The sequence below is a fragment of the Halorhabdus utahensis DSM 12940 genome, assembly GCF_000023945.1.
GTDB lineage: Archaea > Halobacteriota > Halobacteria > Halobacteriales > Haloarculaceae > Halorhabdus > Halorhabdus utahensis.
Genome location: NC_013158.1, coordinates 2,379,366 through 2,397,195, shown reverse-complemented (window position 1 = coordinate 2,397,195; position 17,830 = coordinate 2,379,366). Strand labels below are relative to the sequence as shown.

The 17,830-nt window shown below is 64.8% G+C and carries 12 protein-coding genes; 7 read left to right on the top strand and 5 right to left on the bottom strand.

Translation table 11 applies throughout. The features are described 5' to 3' along the window. Nucleotides 1-19 precede the first annotated feature (19 nt). On the bottom strand, nt 20-2,995 hold the full coding sequence (locus HUTA_RS11510; protein ID WP_015790084.1) for a PAS domain S-box protein: 2,976 nt from the start codon (nt 2,993-2,995) through the stop codon (nt 20-22). 144 nt (nt 2,996-3,139) lie between these two features. On the opposite strand from HUTA_RS11510, the gene HUTA_RS11505 reads away from it, so the two are divergent. Then, complete coding sequence (locus HUTA_RS11505) at nt 3,140-4,057, top strand: GAF domain-containing protein (RefSeq protein ID WP_015790083.1); 918 nt, start codon at nt 3,140-3,142, stop codon at nt 4,055-4,057. Further along, nucleotides 4,054-4,743, top strand: a complete 690-nt coding sequence (locus HUTA_RS11500; protein WP_015790082.1) for a DUF7504 family protein — start codon at nt 4,054-4,056, stop codon at nt 4,741-4,743. The genes HUTA_RS11505 and HUTA_RS11500 overlap by 4 nt, the downstream gene beginning before the upstream one ends. Here HUTA_RS11500 and HUTA_RS11495 read toward each other — a convergent pair whose 3' ends face one another. Next, nucleotides 4,744-5,346, bottom strand: coding sequence for a GNAT family N-acetyltransferase (locus HUTA_RS11495; protein WP_015790081.1), 603 nt, complete (start codon nt 5,344-5,346; stop codon nt 4,744-4,746). It lies immediately after the preceding gene. Nucleotides 5,347-5,471: 125 nt separating this feature from the next. Here HUTA_RS11495 and ilvD point away from each other — a divergent pair, with 125 nt between their 5' ends. Both ilvD and HUTA_RS11485 read left to right on the top strand, forming a co-directional pair. Then, a complete protein-coding gene (ilvD, locus tag HUTA_RS11490; protein WP_015790080.1) occupies nt 5,472-7,211 on the top strand; it encodes a dihydroxy-acid dehydratase in 1,740 nt (579 codons plus the stop codon). Nucleotides 7,212-7,291: 80 nt separating this feature from the next. Next, nucleotides 7,292-8,719, top strand: a complete 1,428-nt coding sequence (locus tag HUTA_RS11485; RefSeq protein WP_015790079.1) for a hypothetical protein — start codon at nt 7,292-7,294, stop codon at nt 8,717-8,719. Between the two features lie 59 nt (nt 8,720-8,778). On the opposite strand, the gene HUTA_RS11480 is transcribed toward HUTA_RS11485, so the two are convergent. Then, complete coding sequence (locus tag HUTA_RS11480) at nt 8,779-9,429, bottom strand: helix-turn-helix domain-containing protein (RefSeq protein ID WP_049941331.1); 651 nt, start codon at nt 9,427-9,429, stop codon at nt 8,779-8,781. An 80-nt stretch (nt 9,430-9,509) separates the two neighbouring features. On the opposite strand from HUTA_RS11480, the gene HUTA_RS11475 reads away from it, so the two are divergent. Further along, nucleotides 9,510-11,159: an NADH-quinone oxidoreductase subunit D gene (locus tag HUTA_RS11475; protein ID WP_015790077.1), complete on the top strand. Its 1,650-nt coding sequence runs from the start codon at nt 9,510-9,512 to the stop codon at nt 11,157-11,159. 116 nt (nt 11,160-11,275) lie between these two features. Here HUTA_RS11475 and HUTA_RS11470 read toward each other — a convergent pair whose 3' ends face one another. Together HUTA_RS11470 and hypF are read right to left on the bottom strand one after the other, a co-directional pair. Then, nucleotides 11,276-12,703, bottom strand: coding sequence for an MATE family efflux transporter (locus HUTA_RS11470; RefSeq protein ID WP_049941330.1), 1,428 nt, complete (start codon nt 12,701-12,703; stop codon nt 11,276-11,278). 118 nt (nt 12,704-12,821) lie between these two features. After that, nucleotides 12,822-15,122, bottom strand: a complete 2,301-nt coding sequence (gene hypF, locus HUTA_RS11465; RefSeq protein ID WP_015790075.1) for a carbamoyltransferase HypF — start codon at nt 15,120-15,122, stop codon at nt 12,822-12,824. Between the two features lie 83 nt (nt 15,123-15,205). Here hypF and HUTA_RS11460 point away from each other — a divergent pair, with 83 nt between their 5' ends. Continuing rightward, the gene (locus HUTA_RS11460) at nt 15,206-16,378 is read left to right on the top strand and encodes an MFS transporter (RefSeq protein ID WP_015790074.1); all 1,173 of its coding nucleotides are present in this window, start codon (nt 15,206-15,208) and stop codon (nt 16,376-16,378) included. 112 nt (nt 16,379-16,490) lie between these two features. Further along, nucleotides 16,491-17,669 (top strand): MFS transporter, encoded by a 1,179-nt coding sequence (locus HUTA_RS11455; protein WP_049941454.1) that lies wholly within the window; start codon nt 16,491-16,493, stop codon nt 17,667-17,669. The last annotated feature ends 161 nt before the right edge of the window (nt 17,670-17,830 follow it).

Below are 17,830 nucleotides of genomic sequence, written 5' to 3'. Positions count from 1 at the left end.
CCGTCGAGCGGTGGCCGATTCACGCTGCCATCGGCAGTTCAACGACGAACACGGCTCCGGTGGGATCGTTGTCCTCGACGGCGACCGTCCCGCCGTAGCGCTCGACAAGCGTCGCGACGAGATACAGCCCGAGTCCCGTCCCGTCGCTGTTGAGGGCGGTTTCCCCCTGCTGGAAGATACGTTCCCGGCGTTCCTCTGGGATCCCCGGCCCGTTGTCGGCGATCCGAACCGTCACGCGCTCCCCGTCGGTGTCGGCGGCGACAGTCACGTCCGGGCTCTCGCTGTCGTTGTGCTGGACGGCGTTGGTCAGCAGGTTCCGGAAGACGGACGCGAGCATGTCGTCGGCGCGGACTGAAACGTCCGGAATCGCCCCCTCGACGGTCACGGCCACCCGTTCGTACTGCGATCGGAGGTCCTCGACCTCGTTCCGGAGGGTGCTCGCGAGGTCGACCGGCTGCTGATCGGCGTCGGCCTGGAGCATGATATCCGTCACGTCTCGGGCAGTCTCGAGGATGTCGGCGGCACCACGGGCGGCTCTGAGAACTCTGTTTGCGTAGTTTTCCTCCACGCCATCGACGTGTCGCTGGAGCAGGTCCGCGTAGGCCTCGACGAGTTGCAGTTCGTTGCGAATGTCGTGGCGGACGACCTGATTGAGCACTTCGAGGTTGTCCCGCTGGCGCTCGAGTTCCCGTTCGTACTCTTTGAGATCCGTGATGTCCCGCCCGTACCCGAGGACGGCGTCCTCGCCGCTGCCCGAGACCTCGTAGGGGATCTTCGTCGTCTCCAGAATCCGGGTCTCGCCGTCGGCGGTCGTCAGTTCTTCTTCGGGGATCACCTGGCGCTCGCCCGATTCGATCACGGCGAGGTCGTCCTCGCGGAACGCTTCGGAATCCTCCACGTCCGGGATGACGTTCGATTCGAGCTCGCCCTCGACATCCTCGGGCGAGAGCCCGTACGCCTCGGCAGTCGCCTCGTTGGCCAGCAAGTACCGTCCCTCGCGGTCCTTCGCGAAGATGAGATCCGGCACGAGATCGATGACCTGCCGGAGTTCCTCGCGAGCGCGCTCGAGGTCGCGTTCGGCCTCCTTGCGCTCGGTGACGTCCTGGGCGACGGCGACGAACTTCTCCGGGTCACCGTCCGCGTCCGTGATCGGCGCGATCGACTGTTCGAGGACGATCCGCTCGCCGTCGGCGTCTCGGTCGATCATCTCCTTGCGCCAGCGCTCGCCGTCAGTGATCGTTTCCCAGAACGCCTCGTAGTAGTCCTCGTCGTACTCCCCGGACTGGAGGATGTGTGGATCGCTGCCCAGCGCCTCTTGTTCGGGATACCCGGTCACGTCCTCGAAGGCCGGGTTGACGTACTCGATCGTCCCGTCGGCGTCGGTAACGTAGACGGCGTGGGCGGTCTGTTCGACCGCCTTTCGGAACAACTGCAGTTGCCGTTCGCGTCGCTTCCGGTCGTCGATGTCGATGTGGATACCGACCGCGCGACGTGGTTCCCCGTCCCCGCCGCGATCCACGACCCGGCCGACGTCCCTGATCCACTTCCAGTCGCCCTCGGCCGTCCGCATCCGGTGTTCGGTGTCGTACAGCGGTGTTTCATCCTCGATGTGGGCGTCGAGTGCCGCCTCGACCGCCGGGAGGTCGTCAGGGTGAACCCGCCGTTCCCAGGCGTCGAGGTGTGGTTCGATCTCCGATACCGAGTGGCCGAGCATCTCGGCCCACTGCTCGTTGAACTCGACCGCGTCAGTGGTCATATCCCAGTCCCAGACTCCCAGATTCGCCCCTTCGACGGCGAGTTCGAGTCGTTCCGAGAGTCGGGTCAGCTCGCGTTCGCGTTCCTTGCGTTGGGTGACGTCCCGAAAGACCCACAGTCGGCCGTAGCGGGTTCCGTCCTCGCCGACGACCGGCGTCGAGTACCGGTCGAACCAGCGCCCGTCGGCCAGTTCGATCTCGTCTCTGCTCTCGGCGTTTGGCTGGTCGTAGAGCGACTCGACCACCTCGCGGAACTCATCGGGATCGACCGTTTTCTCGACCACGTGATCGAGGACCGCCTCGTCGTCTCGACTCTCGATGAGATCCTCGGGGATGTCCCACAACTCGAGCAGCCGGGAGTTGTACGAGGCGATGCGGCGCTCCTCGTCGACGACGAGATACCCATCGAGGGTGGCCTCGCTCTGGGCGTGGTACAACGCCCGCTCGTGGCGGAGGTGCTGTTCGGTCTCTCGCTGGTCGGACACGTCCGAGAACACGGTCGCGAACTGGCCTTCTCTCGGTGCAAACACCGAGACGTGGAAGTGCATCTCCAGCGGCCGAAAGGAGGTCTCGAACTCCATCGACTCGCCCGTCTCGGCCACCTGAGCGTACCGGTCGAGGAACGGCGGCTCCTCGACGTCGTAGACGTCGACCGCACGCTGGCCGATGGCCTGCTCGGCCGGAATGTCGAGGATCGCCTCGAAGTTCCGGTTGACGTCGATGATCTCGTACCCGACCGGCTCGCCCGCCTCGTAGACGAGTTCGTGCAACGCCGCCCCCTCGTTCATCTCCTCGAACAGCGATCGATAGCGCTGCTCGGCCCGCTCGACGCGCTCGCCCGCCCGGTATCGCTCGACCGCGTTCACGATCCGGTTGGCCAGGAGTCGGTAGTGGTCGGGGCCGGACTCCTTCTGGAGGTAATCCGTCACGCCAGCGCCGATCGCGTCGCTGGCGACTTCCTCTGATCCCTTCCCCGTGTACAGGATAAACGGAAGGTCCGGGTGTGCCTCGCGGACTGTTTCGAGGAACTCGATGCCGTCCTGGCCGGGCATGTCGTAGTCCGAGACGATACAGTCGATCGACGCGTCGGCGAGCATCGTGAGGCCCTCGTCGGCGCTGGTCGCAACGTCGACGGATATCCGGTCGTCCTCACGCGCCACGTACTCGCCGGCGACCGCCGCGAGGTCCGGGTCGTCGTCGACGTGCAGGACAGTGATCTCACCAGACCCTTCGACCGGCATACGTTCGGTACGGTCGCTCGATGCATAGTCCCTTCGTAGGCGCGATGACGGGCCAGTCCGTTCACGATCAACGCACAGAGCAACGGTTTCGATGTTGAGAGGCGATCCAGTAGCTACATGAGTCCTGATCTGTGACGTGTGACCATGACTCACCGAATCCTCTGCGTGGACGGGGACAAAGACGCCAGCGAGGACACCGCTGAAACCATCCGATCCCAGCTGGCGGATCTCGACCCTGTCGTCGAAACGGCGGGGACGCTGGCCGACGCCGAGGCGTTACTCGGGACGGACACGGACGTGATCGTCACCGAATACGACCTTTCCGACGGGACGGGCTTCGATATCGTCAGCGCGGCCGAAGACGTCTGTCCCGATGCGGGGGTGATCCTCTATACCGACACCGATCCGGGAACGCTCGACACGATCGAACTCCGTGGTGCGATCACCGAGTACGTCGGCAAGGATTCGGTCTTCGGCGAGGAGCGGCTGGCCGATCTGGTTCGCACAACGATCGAAACCAGAAGCCAGGGCTCCTATCCGATGCCCCAGACCGAAGCCGAGCGGCTCGCCGCACTCCAGTCCTTCGACCTCGACGACGAGGAGTTGATCGAATCACTCGATCGGATCACCGACCTGGCAGCCGCCCACTTCGACGTCGAGCAGGCCTCGATCAACCTCATCACCGAATACAGTCAGGAATTTCTGGCCTGTTACGGGGAAGCCGAAGACTGGAAGACAATGGATCGGGAAGACTCGATCTGTACGTTCACGATCCTCGAGGAGTCCGGCGTCATGGCCGTCGAGGATGTGACCGAGGATCCACGGTTTCAGTCCCGTGCGGACTCACTCATCGAATTGGGGATCCGGGCGTACATGGGGGCGAATCTCATCACGTCCAACGGTCTCGTTATCGGGCCGCTGTGTATCTACGACGACGAACCGCGGTCGTTCTCCCCGGCCGAGAAAGCCTATCTCAGAGACCTGGCGGCTGTGGCGATGGACCTCATCGAGTATCATACCCAACTGCGTGCCGTGGGCGATATCGAGGAGGCGGACCAATGAGTGGCGAGCAAACCGACGGCTACGCCTTTGACGATGGATTGCCGATCGAGCCCATCGATCCAGGGTCGACTGTCCTGGTCGCCGGACCGGCGTTCAGTCCGGCCGAGGCTGTCGTCCGCTCGTTAGTGATGGGAGGGACGAGCGTCGAGGATGGGTCGCTGTTCATCTCGACGAGCATGACGTCCGAGAAACTCCTCAAAGCGTGCCGGCGGACGAATCCGTCACTGGATACGACGTTGACAGGGATCATCGACTGTAGCGGCCAGGAACCCAAGCCATCCGAGATCGACGCCGAAGTCAAATACGTCTCGACACAGAGCGATCTCACCGGGATCGGCATGAAGTTCTCGGCGCTGTACGAATCGCTGTACGCCGACGCCGTCGATGGGCGCGTCCGGACGGGCCTGATCAGCCTCTCGTCGCTGGCGATGTACGTCGACCTGCGGAAACTCTTCCGGTTCGCACAGACCCTCGCCGGGCGCATCGACAGTGCCGGCGGTCTCGGCGTCTTCGCGATCGATCCGACGACTCACGACGAACGAACCGTCAACACGCTCGGCCAGGTCGCCGACGGCCGCATCGAAGTCCGGGAATACGACGGCGACGACGAAGCCATCGACGGCGAACTGCGCGTGCAGGGCCTGCCGGCCCAGCCCAGCGGCTGGCAGCCGTTCTCGCTGTCGTAGCTAGTCCCGCAACAGACAATAGTGCGTGATGTCGGTCCCGGGGATCTCACCTGTCGAAGCAGTTTCGAAGCCATATTTTCGATAGAACGATACGTTACGCTCGGTGTGGGTCTCCAAGTAGCAGGGATAGCCGGCCTCAGTTGCGTTCTCGACCACCGAGGACAGCATGGACCCGCCGTGTCCCTCTCCCTGCTGGTCGGGGGCAACGGCCAGTAACTGGATGAAAATATGTGGATCTGAGATGACGGCCTCGTGTTTTTCCGCAGCATACGCGTCGTACGTTTTGAATCGCGATCCCGCTTCGGATCCCAGACGTATCAACGAGAGGCTTCCAGCCCGAAGGGATTTGAACAACGAGTAATCGTACTCCCTGGAGCGTGCGCAGAGGACGATCCCGTCCAGCGCAGCCGAACTGGCGTAGGCCTCCCCGTACAGCACGCTGTACTTGATGTAATATTTCAATAGCGTCCGCAAGTACTCCGGCTGGCATTTCTCCCCAAGAATGTACCGAAACAGTGGATCGTCGGTAAAGGAATCAGCCGTCGCCGTCGCTGCCTGGGTCACGTCCCCCTTCGAGAGTTCATGGAGAGCGTCGATCTGCATCAGTATACAGAGGAGCCGCTCCTACAAATCACTATCCAGTCCGTCGCAAATCCCATCACAACAGGATATCGGAGACAATCGGCCCCACCGGGTCCTTTTTACTCGCTGCGGGACTCGAATAGGGCATGTCCAACGACGACAGGTTCTCGCGTGACAAAGACGAGGACCTTCCGAGCACCGACGTCACTGAAGGACCCGACAAGGCACCCCACCGGGCGATGTTCCGCGCGATGGGCTACGACGATGCCGACTTCGACTCGCCGCTGGTGGGCATCGCCAACCCCGCTGCCGACATCACGCCCTGTAACGTCCATCTCGACGACGTGGCCGAGACGGCCTGGGACGCCACCGACGAAGCGGGCGGGATGCCCGTCGAGTTCGGGACGATCACCATCTCCGACGCCATCTCGATGGGCACCGAGGGGATGAAGGCCTCCCTGATCTCCCGGGAGGTCATCGCTGACTCCGTCGAACTCGTCGCGTTCGGCGAGCGCGTCGACGGCCTCGTCACCATCGGCGGCTGCGACAAGAACATGCCCGGGATGATGATGGCGATGATCCGGACGGATCTACCGTCTGTGTTCCTCTATGGCGGCTCGATCATGCCCGGCGAGCACGACGGGAGAGACGTCACCATCGTCCAGGTGTTCGAGGGTGTCGGCGCCTACGCCACCGGCGACATGGACGCCGACGAACTCGACGACCTCGAACGCAACGCCTGCCCCGGCGCGGGGGCCTGTGGCGGGATGTTCACCGCCAACACGATGGCCTCCATCTCGGAGGTCATCGGGCTGGCACCGCTGGGCAGCGCAAGCCCGCCCGCCGAAGAGGAAAGCCGTTACGACGTGGCCCGCGAGACCGGAGAATTGGCCGTCGAAGTCATCGAAGAGCGCCGCCGACCGTCGGACATCCTCACGCGGGAGTCCTTCGAGAACGCCATCGCGCTGCAAACGGCGATCGGTGGGTCGACCAACGCCGTCCTGCACCTGCTGGCGATGGCCGCCGAGGCCGGCGTCGAGCTGGACATCGAGGACTTCGACGAGATCAGCCGTCGGACGCCGAAGATCGCCGACCTCCAGCCTGGCGGCGAGAGCGTGATGAACGACCTCCACGAGATCGGCGGCGTCCCGGTCGTGCTCCGCCGGTTGCTGGAGGCCGACCTGCTGCACGGCGATGCGATGACGATCACCGGCCGGACGCTCGCCGAGGAGATCGAGCACTTAGAAGAGAAGGGGCGACTCCCGCCCGAGGAAGAGATCGACGCCGACTTCCTCTACTCGATCGACGACCCGAAGGAACCCGAGGGCGCGATCAAGATCCTGACGGGCAACCTCGCGCCCGACGGCGCGGTCCTGAAGGCGACGGGCAACGACGAGTTCTACCACCAGGGGCCGGCGCGGATCTTCGAGGACGAGGAAGACGCAATGGCGTACGTCCAGGAGGATCGCATCGAGTCCGGCGACGTGATCATCATCCGCGGTGAGGGGCCCAAGGGTGGCCCCGGAATGCGGGAGATGCTCGGCGTCACCGCCGCCGTGGTCGGCCAGGGCCACGAGGACGACGTGGCGTTGCTGACTGACGGCCGGTTCTCCGGCGGGACGCGCGGGCCGATGATCGGCCACGTCGCCCCCGAGAGTTTCGTCGGCGGGCCGATCGGCGCGCTCGAAGACGGCGACACCGTGACGGTGGACATTCCCGAGCGCTCGCTCGACGTTGACCTTAGCGACGCGGAGATCCAACAGCGTCTCGACGAGCGCGACGATCCCGAGCCGACCTACGAGAATGGTGTGCTGGCGAAGTACCACCGGGACTTCGACTCGGCGGCCAACGGTGCGGTGAGCAACCCCGGTGTCAAGCGGGAATAACGCGGTCACACAGTCACTTTGCGACCAGTTTCTAGAAAATCGAAGTCGTTTAGTGTTGTCTGGGTCACATTCCGACGAACATGTCCCCCCGTTCGCAGCTGGCCGCCCTGGCCCTGGTTGTCCTCCTCGTGACGGCAGGGTGTACGACCACCACGCAGCCGACACCCTCACCGGCCCAGGAGATATCGCCGACCGAAACCCCGACCGAAGCGCCTGAGACGCCGGAGACGGGATCGGCCGAGCGAGCAACCACGTCCGAGAGAGACCAGACGACAGCAACTGAGACGACAGCGCCAACGCCGACGGTGACCGAGACACCAACCCAGACGACAACTGAAACCCGGCCAGAAAGCCCGACGGAATCAGCGACGCCGACCGACACACCGACAGATAGCGATACAACGACACCCGAACCGACCGAGACCGAAAACACCGCCACGGAACAGAACTCCGTGACCATCGAAGGATCACTCCCGGTCGACGCCGATACCGTGTTTCGGCGCGTCGAGACGTTGATGGGGGAGTCGGTCGAGGAGCCGCGTGTGGTCGTCGAGCGGGGGCCGTTTTCGGTCCCGAACAGGGTCGCCGACCGGACGGTCCCACAGGTGTTCGGCCTGACTGGCTGGGAGGCGAAGAACACGACCCACGGAATAACGAGAGCGGGCGGCCGACTCGTCCAGCTGTTCCCCGGGAACGCGAGCGAAATGTCGATCGAACCGGTCCTGGCACACGAGTACGCCCACGTCATCCAGTTCCGGAGCGCACTGCCACTGATCGAGTTGCAACGCGATGCTGAGACGACTGACGAGCGGATCGTCGCCGGCGCACTCATCGAGGGCGGGGCCGTCTACGTCGCCGACGAGTATATCGCGACGCACATGCCCGAGGAACCGAGCCAGTTGTCCGTCCTCGCCGAGCAGTATCGCCGGGCGACACCGGGGTATCGCTTCTTCCGGTCGCGGTATTACTTCGGCGCGCAGTACCTCCACGACAGGCTTGACTCACCGCGGAATCTCTCGGATGCATACCACAATCCACCCGAATCAACCGAGGCACTCATCCACAACGGCAGTGTCGACCCCGAACCGGACCTCACCGTGAATCTCAACACGTCCGATTCCTGGAACCGTGCCCTGTTCCAAAACCGCAACTGGAACGACACGATGGGTGAACTGCTGGTCCGGAACGTGCTCCGGAGCGAGTTGAACCGCTCGCGAGCGGCCGCCGGTGCCGAGGGGTGGGGCACGGACCGGCTGTTCGCCGTCTCGAACGGATCCCGAAATGCCATCGCCTGGGGGCTCCGGTGGGATACACCCGATGACGCGGCTGAATTCGCCGACGCGTTCGGTGCCTACCGCGAGCGCCAGGGGCCGACGACGCCGTACGCCTACCGGCTGAAGCGATTGGGATCGGAGACGACCGTCGTCATCGCCGGGCCCCCGGACGTGCTTGGGGCCATGACCGTCTCAGGGTCGAATGCCACGGCGACTGTGACGATTGCCGGCTGACCGCTCACGCATTCCGTTCGAGATTGCCGGATCGAGACCGATCGTCGGTGGGAAGCTGATCACTCGAACAGCCCGACCATCACGGCACGTTCGGCCTTTCGGATGTGATCCGAGATAGTACTGGCTGCACAATCGAGCCGATCGGCGATGTCCGCGACCGACGCGTCCCGTGGAACGTCGTAGTATCCCATCTCGACGGCAGTTCTGGCGACCTCGCGCTGGCGGTCCGTCAGCTCAAGGGTCCCCCGGGCCGGGCCGCGATACTCGCCGATGGACTCGACGGTGACGTCGATCGCGTCGGGAACGGCATCGATCACGGATTCCAGGGCCTCGGATCGACCCACAGTCCGGAGTCGCGTCGTGCCGTCGGCGTGGTAGATCACCGGCGGAACCAGGACGACGTGTTTGCCGTCGAAGGAATCCCGGAGCTGTCGGTCCATCTCACGGGTCTCGTGTTCGACGTAGGCGTAGAATGCGTCATCGTCGATCGGCGTGAGATCGTAGTCGGTGACGAACCGCGCTGCATCGATCGCCTCACGATAGGGATCGATCGGGCCGACGACGCGGAACAGCAGGACGTCGAGTTCGCTCCGCGAGAAGTTCCAGATCAACAGCTCCGCCCGCTCGAAGCCCGCAGTCTCCGTAATGAAGGTGTGCATCGGGTTGCGCCAGTCCGGCGGTTCCTGCATGGTGGCGGCGAGCGATTTCACAGCCGGCCTTGCCACCTGCACTTCAAGGGACTAGTGAATTCGGCAAAACCGGCTTTGCCTGAATGCCCCTTCGCCGGCATATGTGCGCCGTGCAGCGGACTGGTCGCGAGCGACGGGCGGACTGGGAGACGGTCGTCGGGGATCTCGATGGCGTGATCGACCGCGAGACCCACGAAAACGCCCCCGGAATCGTCGTCCGAGCCGACGCCGTGGCTGCCGTCCTCGAAGCGCTCCGAGACCGCGCCGGGTTCGACCACTGTGCCTGCGTCACCGGCCAGGAGTACGACGACCGCTTCGAGACGATCTATCACCTCCGGCGGTACGACGAGCCGACTCGCGAACTCAGCGTCGTCGTTCCGACGAGTGCCGAGAATCCAGTGAGTCAGTCGGGCGCATCAGTGTACGAGACGGCCGACTGGCACGAGCGGGAGATCTATGATCTGCTGGGTATCGAGTACGAGGGGCACCCGGACCTCCGCCGAATTTTGCTCCCCGAGACCTGGCAGGGCCACCCGCTCCGGGAGGAATACGACCAGACCCAGTCACAGGTCGTAACCCATCGGGAGAACGTCAACCCGATCGCCGATGACCACCAGCAAGGTCCGGACACGATGTTGCTCAACATCGGCCCCCACCACCCCGCGACCCACGGTGTGCTCCACGTCCAGTTGACCCTCGACGGCGAGACAGTCGTCGACGCCGAACCCGACATCGGTTACATCCACCGCTGTGAGGAACAGATGTGCGAGCAAGGCACCTATCGCCATCAGATCATGCCCTACCCCGACCGGTGGGACTGGGGCGGTGGGGGGCTGCTCAACGAATGGGCGTACGCCCGTTCAGCCGAGGATTTGGCGGACATCGATGTCCCAGAGTACGCCCAGATCCTGCGGACGATGAGCGCTGAACTCTCACGGATGCTCAGTCACTTCCTCGCAGTGGGTGCCTACGCGCTGGACGTGATCGGGGACTTCACGGCGACGTTCATGTACGCGATCGAGGACCGCGAACGGATCCAGAGCCTGCTGGAGGATCTGACCGGCCAGCGGCTCATGTTCAACTACTTCCGGCTCGGCGGTGTCGCCTGGGATCTACCCCAGCCCCGCGATGCATTTCTGGAGAGTGTCCGGGAGTTCCTCGCCTACCTACCGGACCGCCTGGCCGAATACCACGACCTCCTCAGTGCCAACGAGATCCTCCAGCTGCGGACGCTCGACACGGGACATCTCGACCCCAACGTCGCGAAGTCCTACGGCGTCACGGGGCCAGTCGCCCGCGGGTCGGGGATCGACTACGACCTCCGGCGGGACGATCCCTACGGCTACTACGACGAACTCGATTGGTCGGTCGTCACCGAGGACGGCTGTGACAACTACGCCCGCCTGCTGGTTCGGATGCGCGAACTCGAGGAGTCGGCGCGGATCGTCGAGCAATGTCTCGACCTGCTGGCAGACTGGCCGGACGATGATCGCGCCATCCAGTCGAACGTCCCCCGGACGCTGCGGCCCGAACGCGACGCCGAAACCTACCAGGCTGTCGAGGCCGCAAAAGGCGAGCTTGGGATCTACATCCGTAGCGACGGGACGGACAGCCCGGCACGGTTCAAGATCCGTGGCCCCTCGTTCTCGAACCTCCAGGCCCTCCCCGAGATGGCCACCGGCGAGTACATCGCGGACTTCATAGCGACGCTCGGCAGTCTGGACACGATCATGGGCGAAGTCGATCGGTGAGACGGGGGCACACTCAACGCGGTCGCCTCGCCGGGCGCTCGGGGCGATTCTCCGCCGACCGTCGCCACGTTCCGTGAGTATTCTCGGAGGGAAAGATCGGGCGTGAGTGGGGCCGCTCATCCGGTCGCAGCGCCTTCTGTTGCCCCGTCGCTCTCCGGCTCGGACTCCGGGAGGTCGGCGGCACGTTCGAACAGACCCCGCCGGCTGGTGTAGGCGAAATAGGCAAGCAGCCAGCCCGCGGCCGCGACGTTCGAGAGCGTGACCGCCCAGAAGACGGCGGTCACGTCGTAGGTAAGGACGTAGACGACGACAGCGATCGGAACGCGGACGGCCCAGTACTGGGCCAGCGTCGAGACCATGCTCACCCGCGTCTCGCCGGCACCGTTGAAGCCGGCCTCGACGGTGTATATCGCCCCCAGCGCCCAGTAGCCGTAGGCGAGGATCTGGAGGTACGCGACGGTGTAGGTGAGGTCCGTCCCCGCCATCCCCGGCACGAAGACGTGGGCGATGAACGCGGGGAAGAGCCACTGGACGACGCCGAGAACGCCCAGGCCGACCGCGGCCATGACGACGCCGATCCAGGTCGCTCGCCGGGCGCGATCGATGTGTTCCGCGCCGAGGTTCTGGCCGACAACGCTGGTCGCCGCCTGAGCGAGACCCTGTGCCGGGACGAAGGCGACAGTCGCGACGCGGGAGCCGACGTGGTAGGCCGCCAACCCCGCAGCGCCGCCGGCGACGGAGACCACCGCGATCACGACGAGGCGGGCGAGTTGCCGGCCGAGGTTCTGGCCGGCGATCGGCGCACCGACAGTGACGACCTCGCGGGCGGTTGCGAGATGTGGCCTGACGGCGTCGGCAGTGAGCCTGAACCCTTCCCGGCCACGGAGGACGACCGCGAGGGCGACCAGCGCGCCGACGCCGTAGCCGATGCCCGTCGCGAGCGCGGCACCGAAGACCTCCAGCCGCGGGAACGGCCCGTAGCCGAGGATGAGCAGCGGATCCACCACGACGTTGACGAGGATCGCGACGGCGTTGACGTACAGCGCGATCCGCGTCTGGCCCCAGCCGGTGAAGCCGGCCTCGAGGGTGTCCGACAGCGACGTGGTGAAGAGGGCGGGGATGTAGGCTGTCAGGTACGCGACCGCGTACGTCGCGACCTGGGCCTCGTCGGTGAAGCGATCGACGACCGGCTCAGCCCCGAGCAGAACGGCGACACCGACGACGGCGGCGAGCGGGATGGCGAGAGTGGCACTGGTAAAGGGGACCCGCCGGGCCGCGGCCTCGTCGCCGGCACCGACCCGCTGGGAGGTGACGACCTGTGTGCCGGTAAAGAGCATCATGAACGGGACCAACAGGAGACCGACGAGGACGGCGGCGAGGCCGACCCCGGCGACGGCCGTCCCACCCAGTCGCCCCACCCAGAACAGGTCGACGACCTCCTGGGCGACTAAGGCGAAGTTCTGGACGACCAGCGGAGCAGCGAGCACGACCAGAACGCGCGTGAGTGATCCGCTGACGATGTCCTCCCGGGAGGCATCAAGCATGGGATAGTGATTCTCCGCCCGCATATATTAAATACTCTTGGGTTATTCCTCGCTGACACGATTCGATCGCGCGCAGCCGATAGTTCGGGGTGAGAACCTCGATCGGTGAGTCGTGGCTTCACTCACCAACCCGGGTCGCGGCGACAGCGACCTGCCCGTAAGCGATCCCGCCGTCACCGGGCGGAACCCTGTCGTGGCCGAGGAAATCAAGCCCAGCGGCCACAACGCGGTCACGGATCGTCCGGGTGATCGCGTCGTTGTACGCGACGCCGCCGGTGAAGCCCACGGCGTCGACCCCACGATCCTCGGCGACCGCGACGGCCACGTCGGCCAGTCCGCCCGCCAGCGCCCACTGTGCCGTGGCGGCCACGTCGCTGATCGCGTGGTCGTCGGCGAGCGCGTCGAGATCACGGACAAGTTGACGAGCGTCCACTACCCGAGCGCCGTCCCGCGTCCCGAACGGGATGTCGTAGTCAAGAACGGCACCGTCGACCGCCGCCGCTTCGAGTTTCATCGCCGGTTCGCCCTCGTAGGAGCGTTCGGGGCAGACGCCGAGCAGCGCACTCACCGCGTCGAGCAACCGCCCGGCGCTGGTCGTCTCGGGCGTGTTGATGCCCTGGGAAACCTGTTGCCGGACCGTCGCCGCTGCACGCTGACTGTCGACCGCACCGCGCGCGAGGAGCAACTCGTCGATCCGGTCGCCGCCATCGAGGAGGCTCGCCAGGAGACGAGCCGGCTGTTCGATCGCGGCCGTCCCGCCGGGGAGGGAAAACGTCGAAAGCCCGCCGACGCGCTCGAAGTCGGCAAGTGTCGCGTCGAGTACTTCCCCGCCCCAGATCGACCCATCGGGTCCATAGCCCGTCCCGTCGGCGGCGATGACGACCGCCCGCTCGCGCTCACGTTCGGCCAACAGGCTGGCGGCGTGGGCGTGGTGGTGCTGGACCTGGACCGGCCCCGCCATGCCCTCCCTCTCGGCGTACTCCCGGGCCTCCCGGGTTGTCAGGAAATCGGGATGGGCGTCACAGGCCACCACGTCCGGATCGGTTCCGAGCAGGTCACGGAGGTGCTCGACGGTCTCCCGGAGGTATTCGACCGTCTCGGGGTTGTCCACGTCGCCGACGTACTGGGAAGGGACGACCGCACCGTCCTGGGTGAGCGCCACGGTCGCATCGAACTCCGCACCGAGAGCAAGTACGTCCTCAGCCGTCTCAGCGGGCGACGGCAGCGGCAACGACTCGGGCACCCATCCGCGCGACCGACGGACAAAGCGGCGCTGCCCACCCGAGAATCGGGCGACGCTGTCGTCACACCGCATCACGATCTCCCGGTCGTGGACGAGGGCCGCGTCGATCACCCCATCGAGGTCCGCGAGGATCGACGCGCGGTCGGTCGCCATCGGCACGCCGGGCATGTTGGCGCTGGTCATCACCAGTGGTCCCTCGATGTGCTCGAAGAGGCGGTGATGGAGCCCGGAGTACGGCAGCATGACGCCGACGGTTTTCAGTCCGGGCGAGACGGTGTCGAACCAGTCCGGTCGATTTTCTCGCCGTCCGTCGAGTAACAGGATCGGTCGACGGGTGTCTTCGAGCGCGTCGCGTTCGGTATCCGAGATTTGGGCGACGGACTCCACCGCCTCCAGATCGGGGGCCATCAGCGCGAAGGGCTTCTCGGGGCGGCCCGTTCGTTCGCGGAGCGTCTCGACGACGGCCGGATCGGTCGCGTCACAGGCGAGGTGGGTCCCGCCGATGCCCTTGATCGCGACCAGCTCGCCGTCGGCGAGTCGATCGCCGGCTTTCGCGATGGCATCGTCACCGCCGGCGCGGGCGTTCCCGTCGCCGTCGAGCAGCGAGAGCGTCGGGCCACACTCCGGGCAGGCGATCGTCTGTGCATGGTATCGGCGGTCGCTCGGCTCCCCGTAGTCGGCCCGGCAATCGTCGCACATCGGAAATGCAGCCATCGACGTGGTGGGGCGGTCGTAGGGCAACTCCCGAATGACGGTGTATCGCGGGCCACAGTCCACGCAGGCGGTCGCCCAGTAGCCGTGAAACCGCGAGCTCGAGTCACGGAGGTCCGCGAGACAGGCGTCGCACATCGCGGTGTCGGGCGGGATCGTGCCCGAGCCACCGCTGGAGTCGGTCGAGGCGACGATCTCGAAGGTATCGAGAGCCGTGGGTTCGCCGTCTTCGACAGTCACGTTCTCGATTCGGGCGAGCGGTGGTGGATCCGTCCGGAGGGTCGAGAGAAATGACTCGATGCCCCTGGCCTCGCCCTCCAGAACGATCTCGACCCGACCGTCGCCGGTGTTTTTCACCCGACCGGCGAGGTCATTTCCGGTCGCCGTCCGGTAAACGAACGGGCGAAATCCCACACCCTGGACGACGCCCGTCACCGAGACCGTCACACGCGTCCGGTCGCTCATTACGTCGTAGGCGGCAGTCCGCAGTGTTGAATCTGCCGACCGAAGTTCAACGCGCTTAACTCGGCGAGGACAGAATATGAAATGTGGAAGAGATAGATAATCGTACGTACTGGCTGATCGCAGTCTTCCTGTTCGTGGGGGTCAGTGGTGCGACGATTCAGGCCCGGGGGGCGCTCGTCCCGACCTTCGAAACGTACTTCGGGGTGAGCAAGGGGCAACTGGGACTGATCACGCCGGTCGGGACCGTCGGCTATCTGGTGGCGATGCTCGCGCTCGGCTCGGCGAGTGGCCGGGTAGACATCCGGAAGTTTCTCCTCGCCGGCGTGGCGCTGACCGGACTGTCGCTGGTGTTGATCGGTGCCGCGCCGAGCTTTCTGCTGTTGCTGGGGCTGGTCGGGATGCGGAGTCTGTCGACGGGGATCTTCCGGGCGCTGGATCGACCCACGTTGAGTCACCTGTATCCGGAGTCGCGGGCTCGGGTCTTCACTCTCCAGGAGATGATCTGGGCAGTCGGCGCGACGTCGGGGCCGATCCTGGTAACGGCGATCCTGAGCCAGTATTCCTGGCGGGCGACGTATCTGGTACTCGCGGCGCTCACGGTGCCCGTGTTCGTCCTGGTGTGGCGGCTGGACGCGCCGACCGGGACCACGAACGAGCGGACGTTCGAACTGAGCGACCTCCGGCCGCTGTTGTCCCAGCCGGGCGTCTACGGAATGATCGCGGCGCTGATCGTCGTCGGCGGCATCGAGAGTATCTACTTCACCTGGCTGCCGAGCTTCGCCGACGCGACCTTTTCCGGGTGGATCACCGGGGTCGTCCTGTCGATTTACCTGGCGGCGTACGTCCCCGGACGGTTCGTGTTCAGTGAGCTCAGCGACCAATACAGCTTCACGCGAGTGCTCGTCGTGACGAGTATCCTCCTGACCATGCTGACCTATATTGCCTTCACCGTCGCCGAAGGGTACATGCTGCTGGGCTCGATCTTCGGCATCGGCCTCCTGATTTCGGGGCTGTTCCCGACGTTGATTTCGATGGGGATCGAATCAATGCCGTCGTTCTCGGGCCCGGTCAACGTCATCGCCAACGTCGCTGCCCAGGTCGGGTTCTCCACCGCACCGGTGATCGTGGGCGTCCTTGCCGACGCGACGGACATCGAGACCGCGATCCTGGTCCAGATCGGCCTGGCTGGTCTGCTCGCGCTCGTCATGATCGTGCTGGAACTCGGGGCCACCGGGAAAGCCTCGGCCACGACGTGATCGACATGCACACGATGCAAACGGAGAGTGCTGCCGGATGCAGAATTCTGAGACCACAGGAAAGCAGCGGATTTCAATGGGCTTACCCGTGCGCACTCGGGAGGATTCGACAGTGAGCCAGCAAGCGTCTCGGCGGGCCTGGACCGTGGTGCTGTTCGCCTTCGTCGCGATCGACGGGGCGATCATCCAGGCCCGGGGTGCGCTGGTCCCGGTTTTCAAGGACGTCTTCCCGGTCACCGAGAGCCAATTGGGGCTGGTCACGCCGGTCGGCACTGTCGGGTTCGTGCTCGCGATGCTCATCTTCGGGACGGCGAGCGGCCGGATCGACATCAAGCGCTTTCTCGTTATCAGCGTGGCCGCGACGATCGGCAGTGTCCTCCTTTTGGGGCTCTCGCCGACCTATCTCCTCTTGCTCGTGTTCTTCGGGATCCGAAGTTTCTCGACGGGCATCTTCCGGTCGCTCGATCGGTCTGTGCTGAGCCACCTCTATCCGAACTCACGGGCACGGGTCATGAGTCTCCATACGATGGTCTGGGCTATCGGCGCGACGATCGGGCCGCTGGTAGTGACGGTCGTGATGTGGGAATTCTCCTGGCGAGTGACGTACCTCGTGCTTGCGATCGCCTTGGTTCCGATCCTGGTGGCCCTCTGGCGACTCGACCGCCCCGAATCACTCGAGGAGGAACGATCGCTCGAACTCGACGACGTGAAAGTCCTCCTCCGAGAGCCACCGATCTACGGGATGGCGATCGCGCTGGTCTTCGTCGGCAGCATGGAGAGCGTCTTCTTCAACTGGCTGCCCTATTACGCGGAGGGACTGTTCAGCGAAAACGTCGCCAATCTCACGCTGTCGATCTATCTGGCGGCGTACGTCCCCGGCCGACTCACCTTCAGCTACCTGGCCGAGCGCTATCGGTTCACCGACGTACTCGTCGGTGTCGGGGTGGTCCTCGTCGTCACGATGTACGCGGCACTTGTCCTCGCCTCCGGGCCCGGACTGCTTGCGCTCATCTTCGTGATCGGCTTTTTCATCTCTGGGTTGTTCCCGACACTCATCTCGATGGGCATCGAGTCCAAACCCTCCTTTACCGGCCCGGTGAACGTCGTCGCCAACGTCTCGGCCCAGACCGGCTTCTTTATCGCCCCGGCCACCGTCGGGGTGATCGCCGAGGCGACGACGATCGGGACCGCAATGTTGCTCCAGATCGGGCTGGCGATCGCCCTGGTCGTGATCGTCATCGGTCTCAAACTCGGCCCACTCGCCGGCCAATCAGTACCTGATCGGGGCTGAGATCGATCTATCGTCGGCGGAAACACCTCCGACGATCGCTAACCGACACAATCCCCCCGATACTGTCGAGCGTCTCCGGATAGTACAACTGAACTTGGACTAGAACAAGCCGGTTGGCAAAGATTTATCGGGGTGACCCACACACCACATATTGCGGCTGC

What these genes read in the sequence shown, in the direction of transcription:
- HUTA_RS11485 (WP_015790079.1), top strand. Translation starts at nt 7,292, where the DNA reads ATGTCCCCCCGTTCGCAGCTGGCCGCCCTGGCCCTGGTTGTCCTCCTC.
- ilvD (WP_015790080.1), top strand. Translation starts at nt 5,472, where the DNA reads ATGTCCAACGACGACAGGTTCTCGCGTGACAAAGACGAGGACCTTCCG.
- HUTA_RS11470 (WP_049941330.1), bottom strand. Translation starts at nt 12,703, where the DNA reads ATGCTTGATGCCTCCCGGGAGGACATCGTCAGCGGATCACTCACGCGC.
- hypF (WP_015790075.1), bottom strand. Translation starts at nt 15,122, where the DNA reads ATGAGCGACCGGACGCGTGTGACGGTCTCGGTGACGGGCGTCGTCCAG.
- HUTA_RS11475 (WP_015790077.1), top strand. Translation starts at nt 9,510, where the DNA reads ATGTGCGCCGTGCAGCGGACTGGTCGCGAGCGACGGGCGGACTGGGAG.
- HUTA_RS11500 (WP_015790082.1), top strand. Translation starts at nt 4,054, where the DNA reads ATGAGTGGCGAGCAAACCGACGGCTACGCCTTTGACGATGGATTGCCG.
- HUTA_RS11495 (WP_015790081.1), bottom strand. Translation starts at nt 5,346, where the DNA reads ATGCAGATCGACGCTCTCCATGAACTCTCGAAGGGGGACGTGACCCAG.
- HUTA_RS11505 (WP_015790083.1), top strand. Translation starts at nt 3,140, where the DNA reads ATGACTCACCGAATCCTCTGCGTGGACGGGGACAAAGACGCCAGCGAG.
- HUTA_RS11510 (WP_015790084.1), bottom strand. Translation starts at nt 2,995, where the DNA reads ATGCCGGTCGAAGGGTCTGGTGAGATCACTGTCCTGCACGTCGACGAC.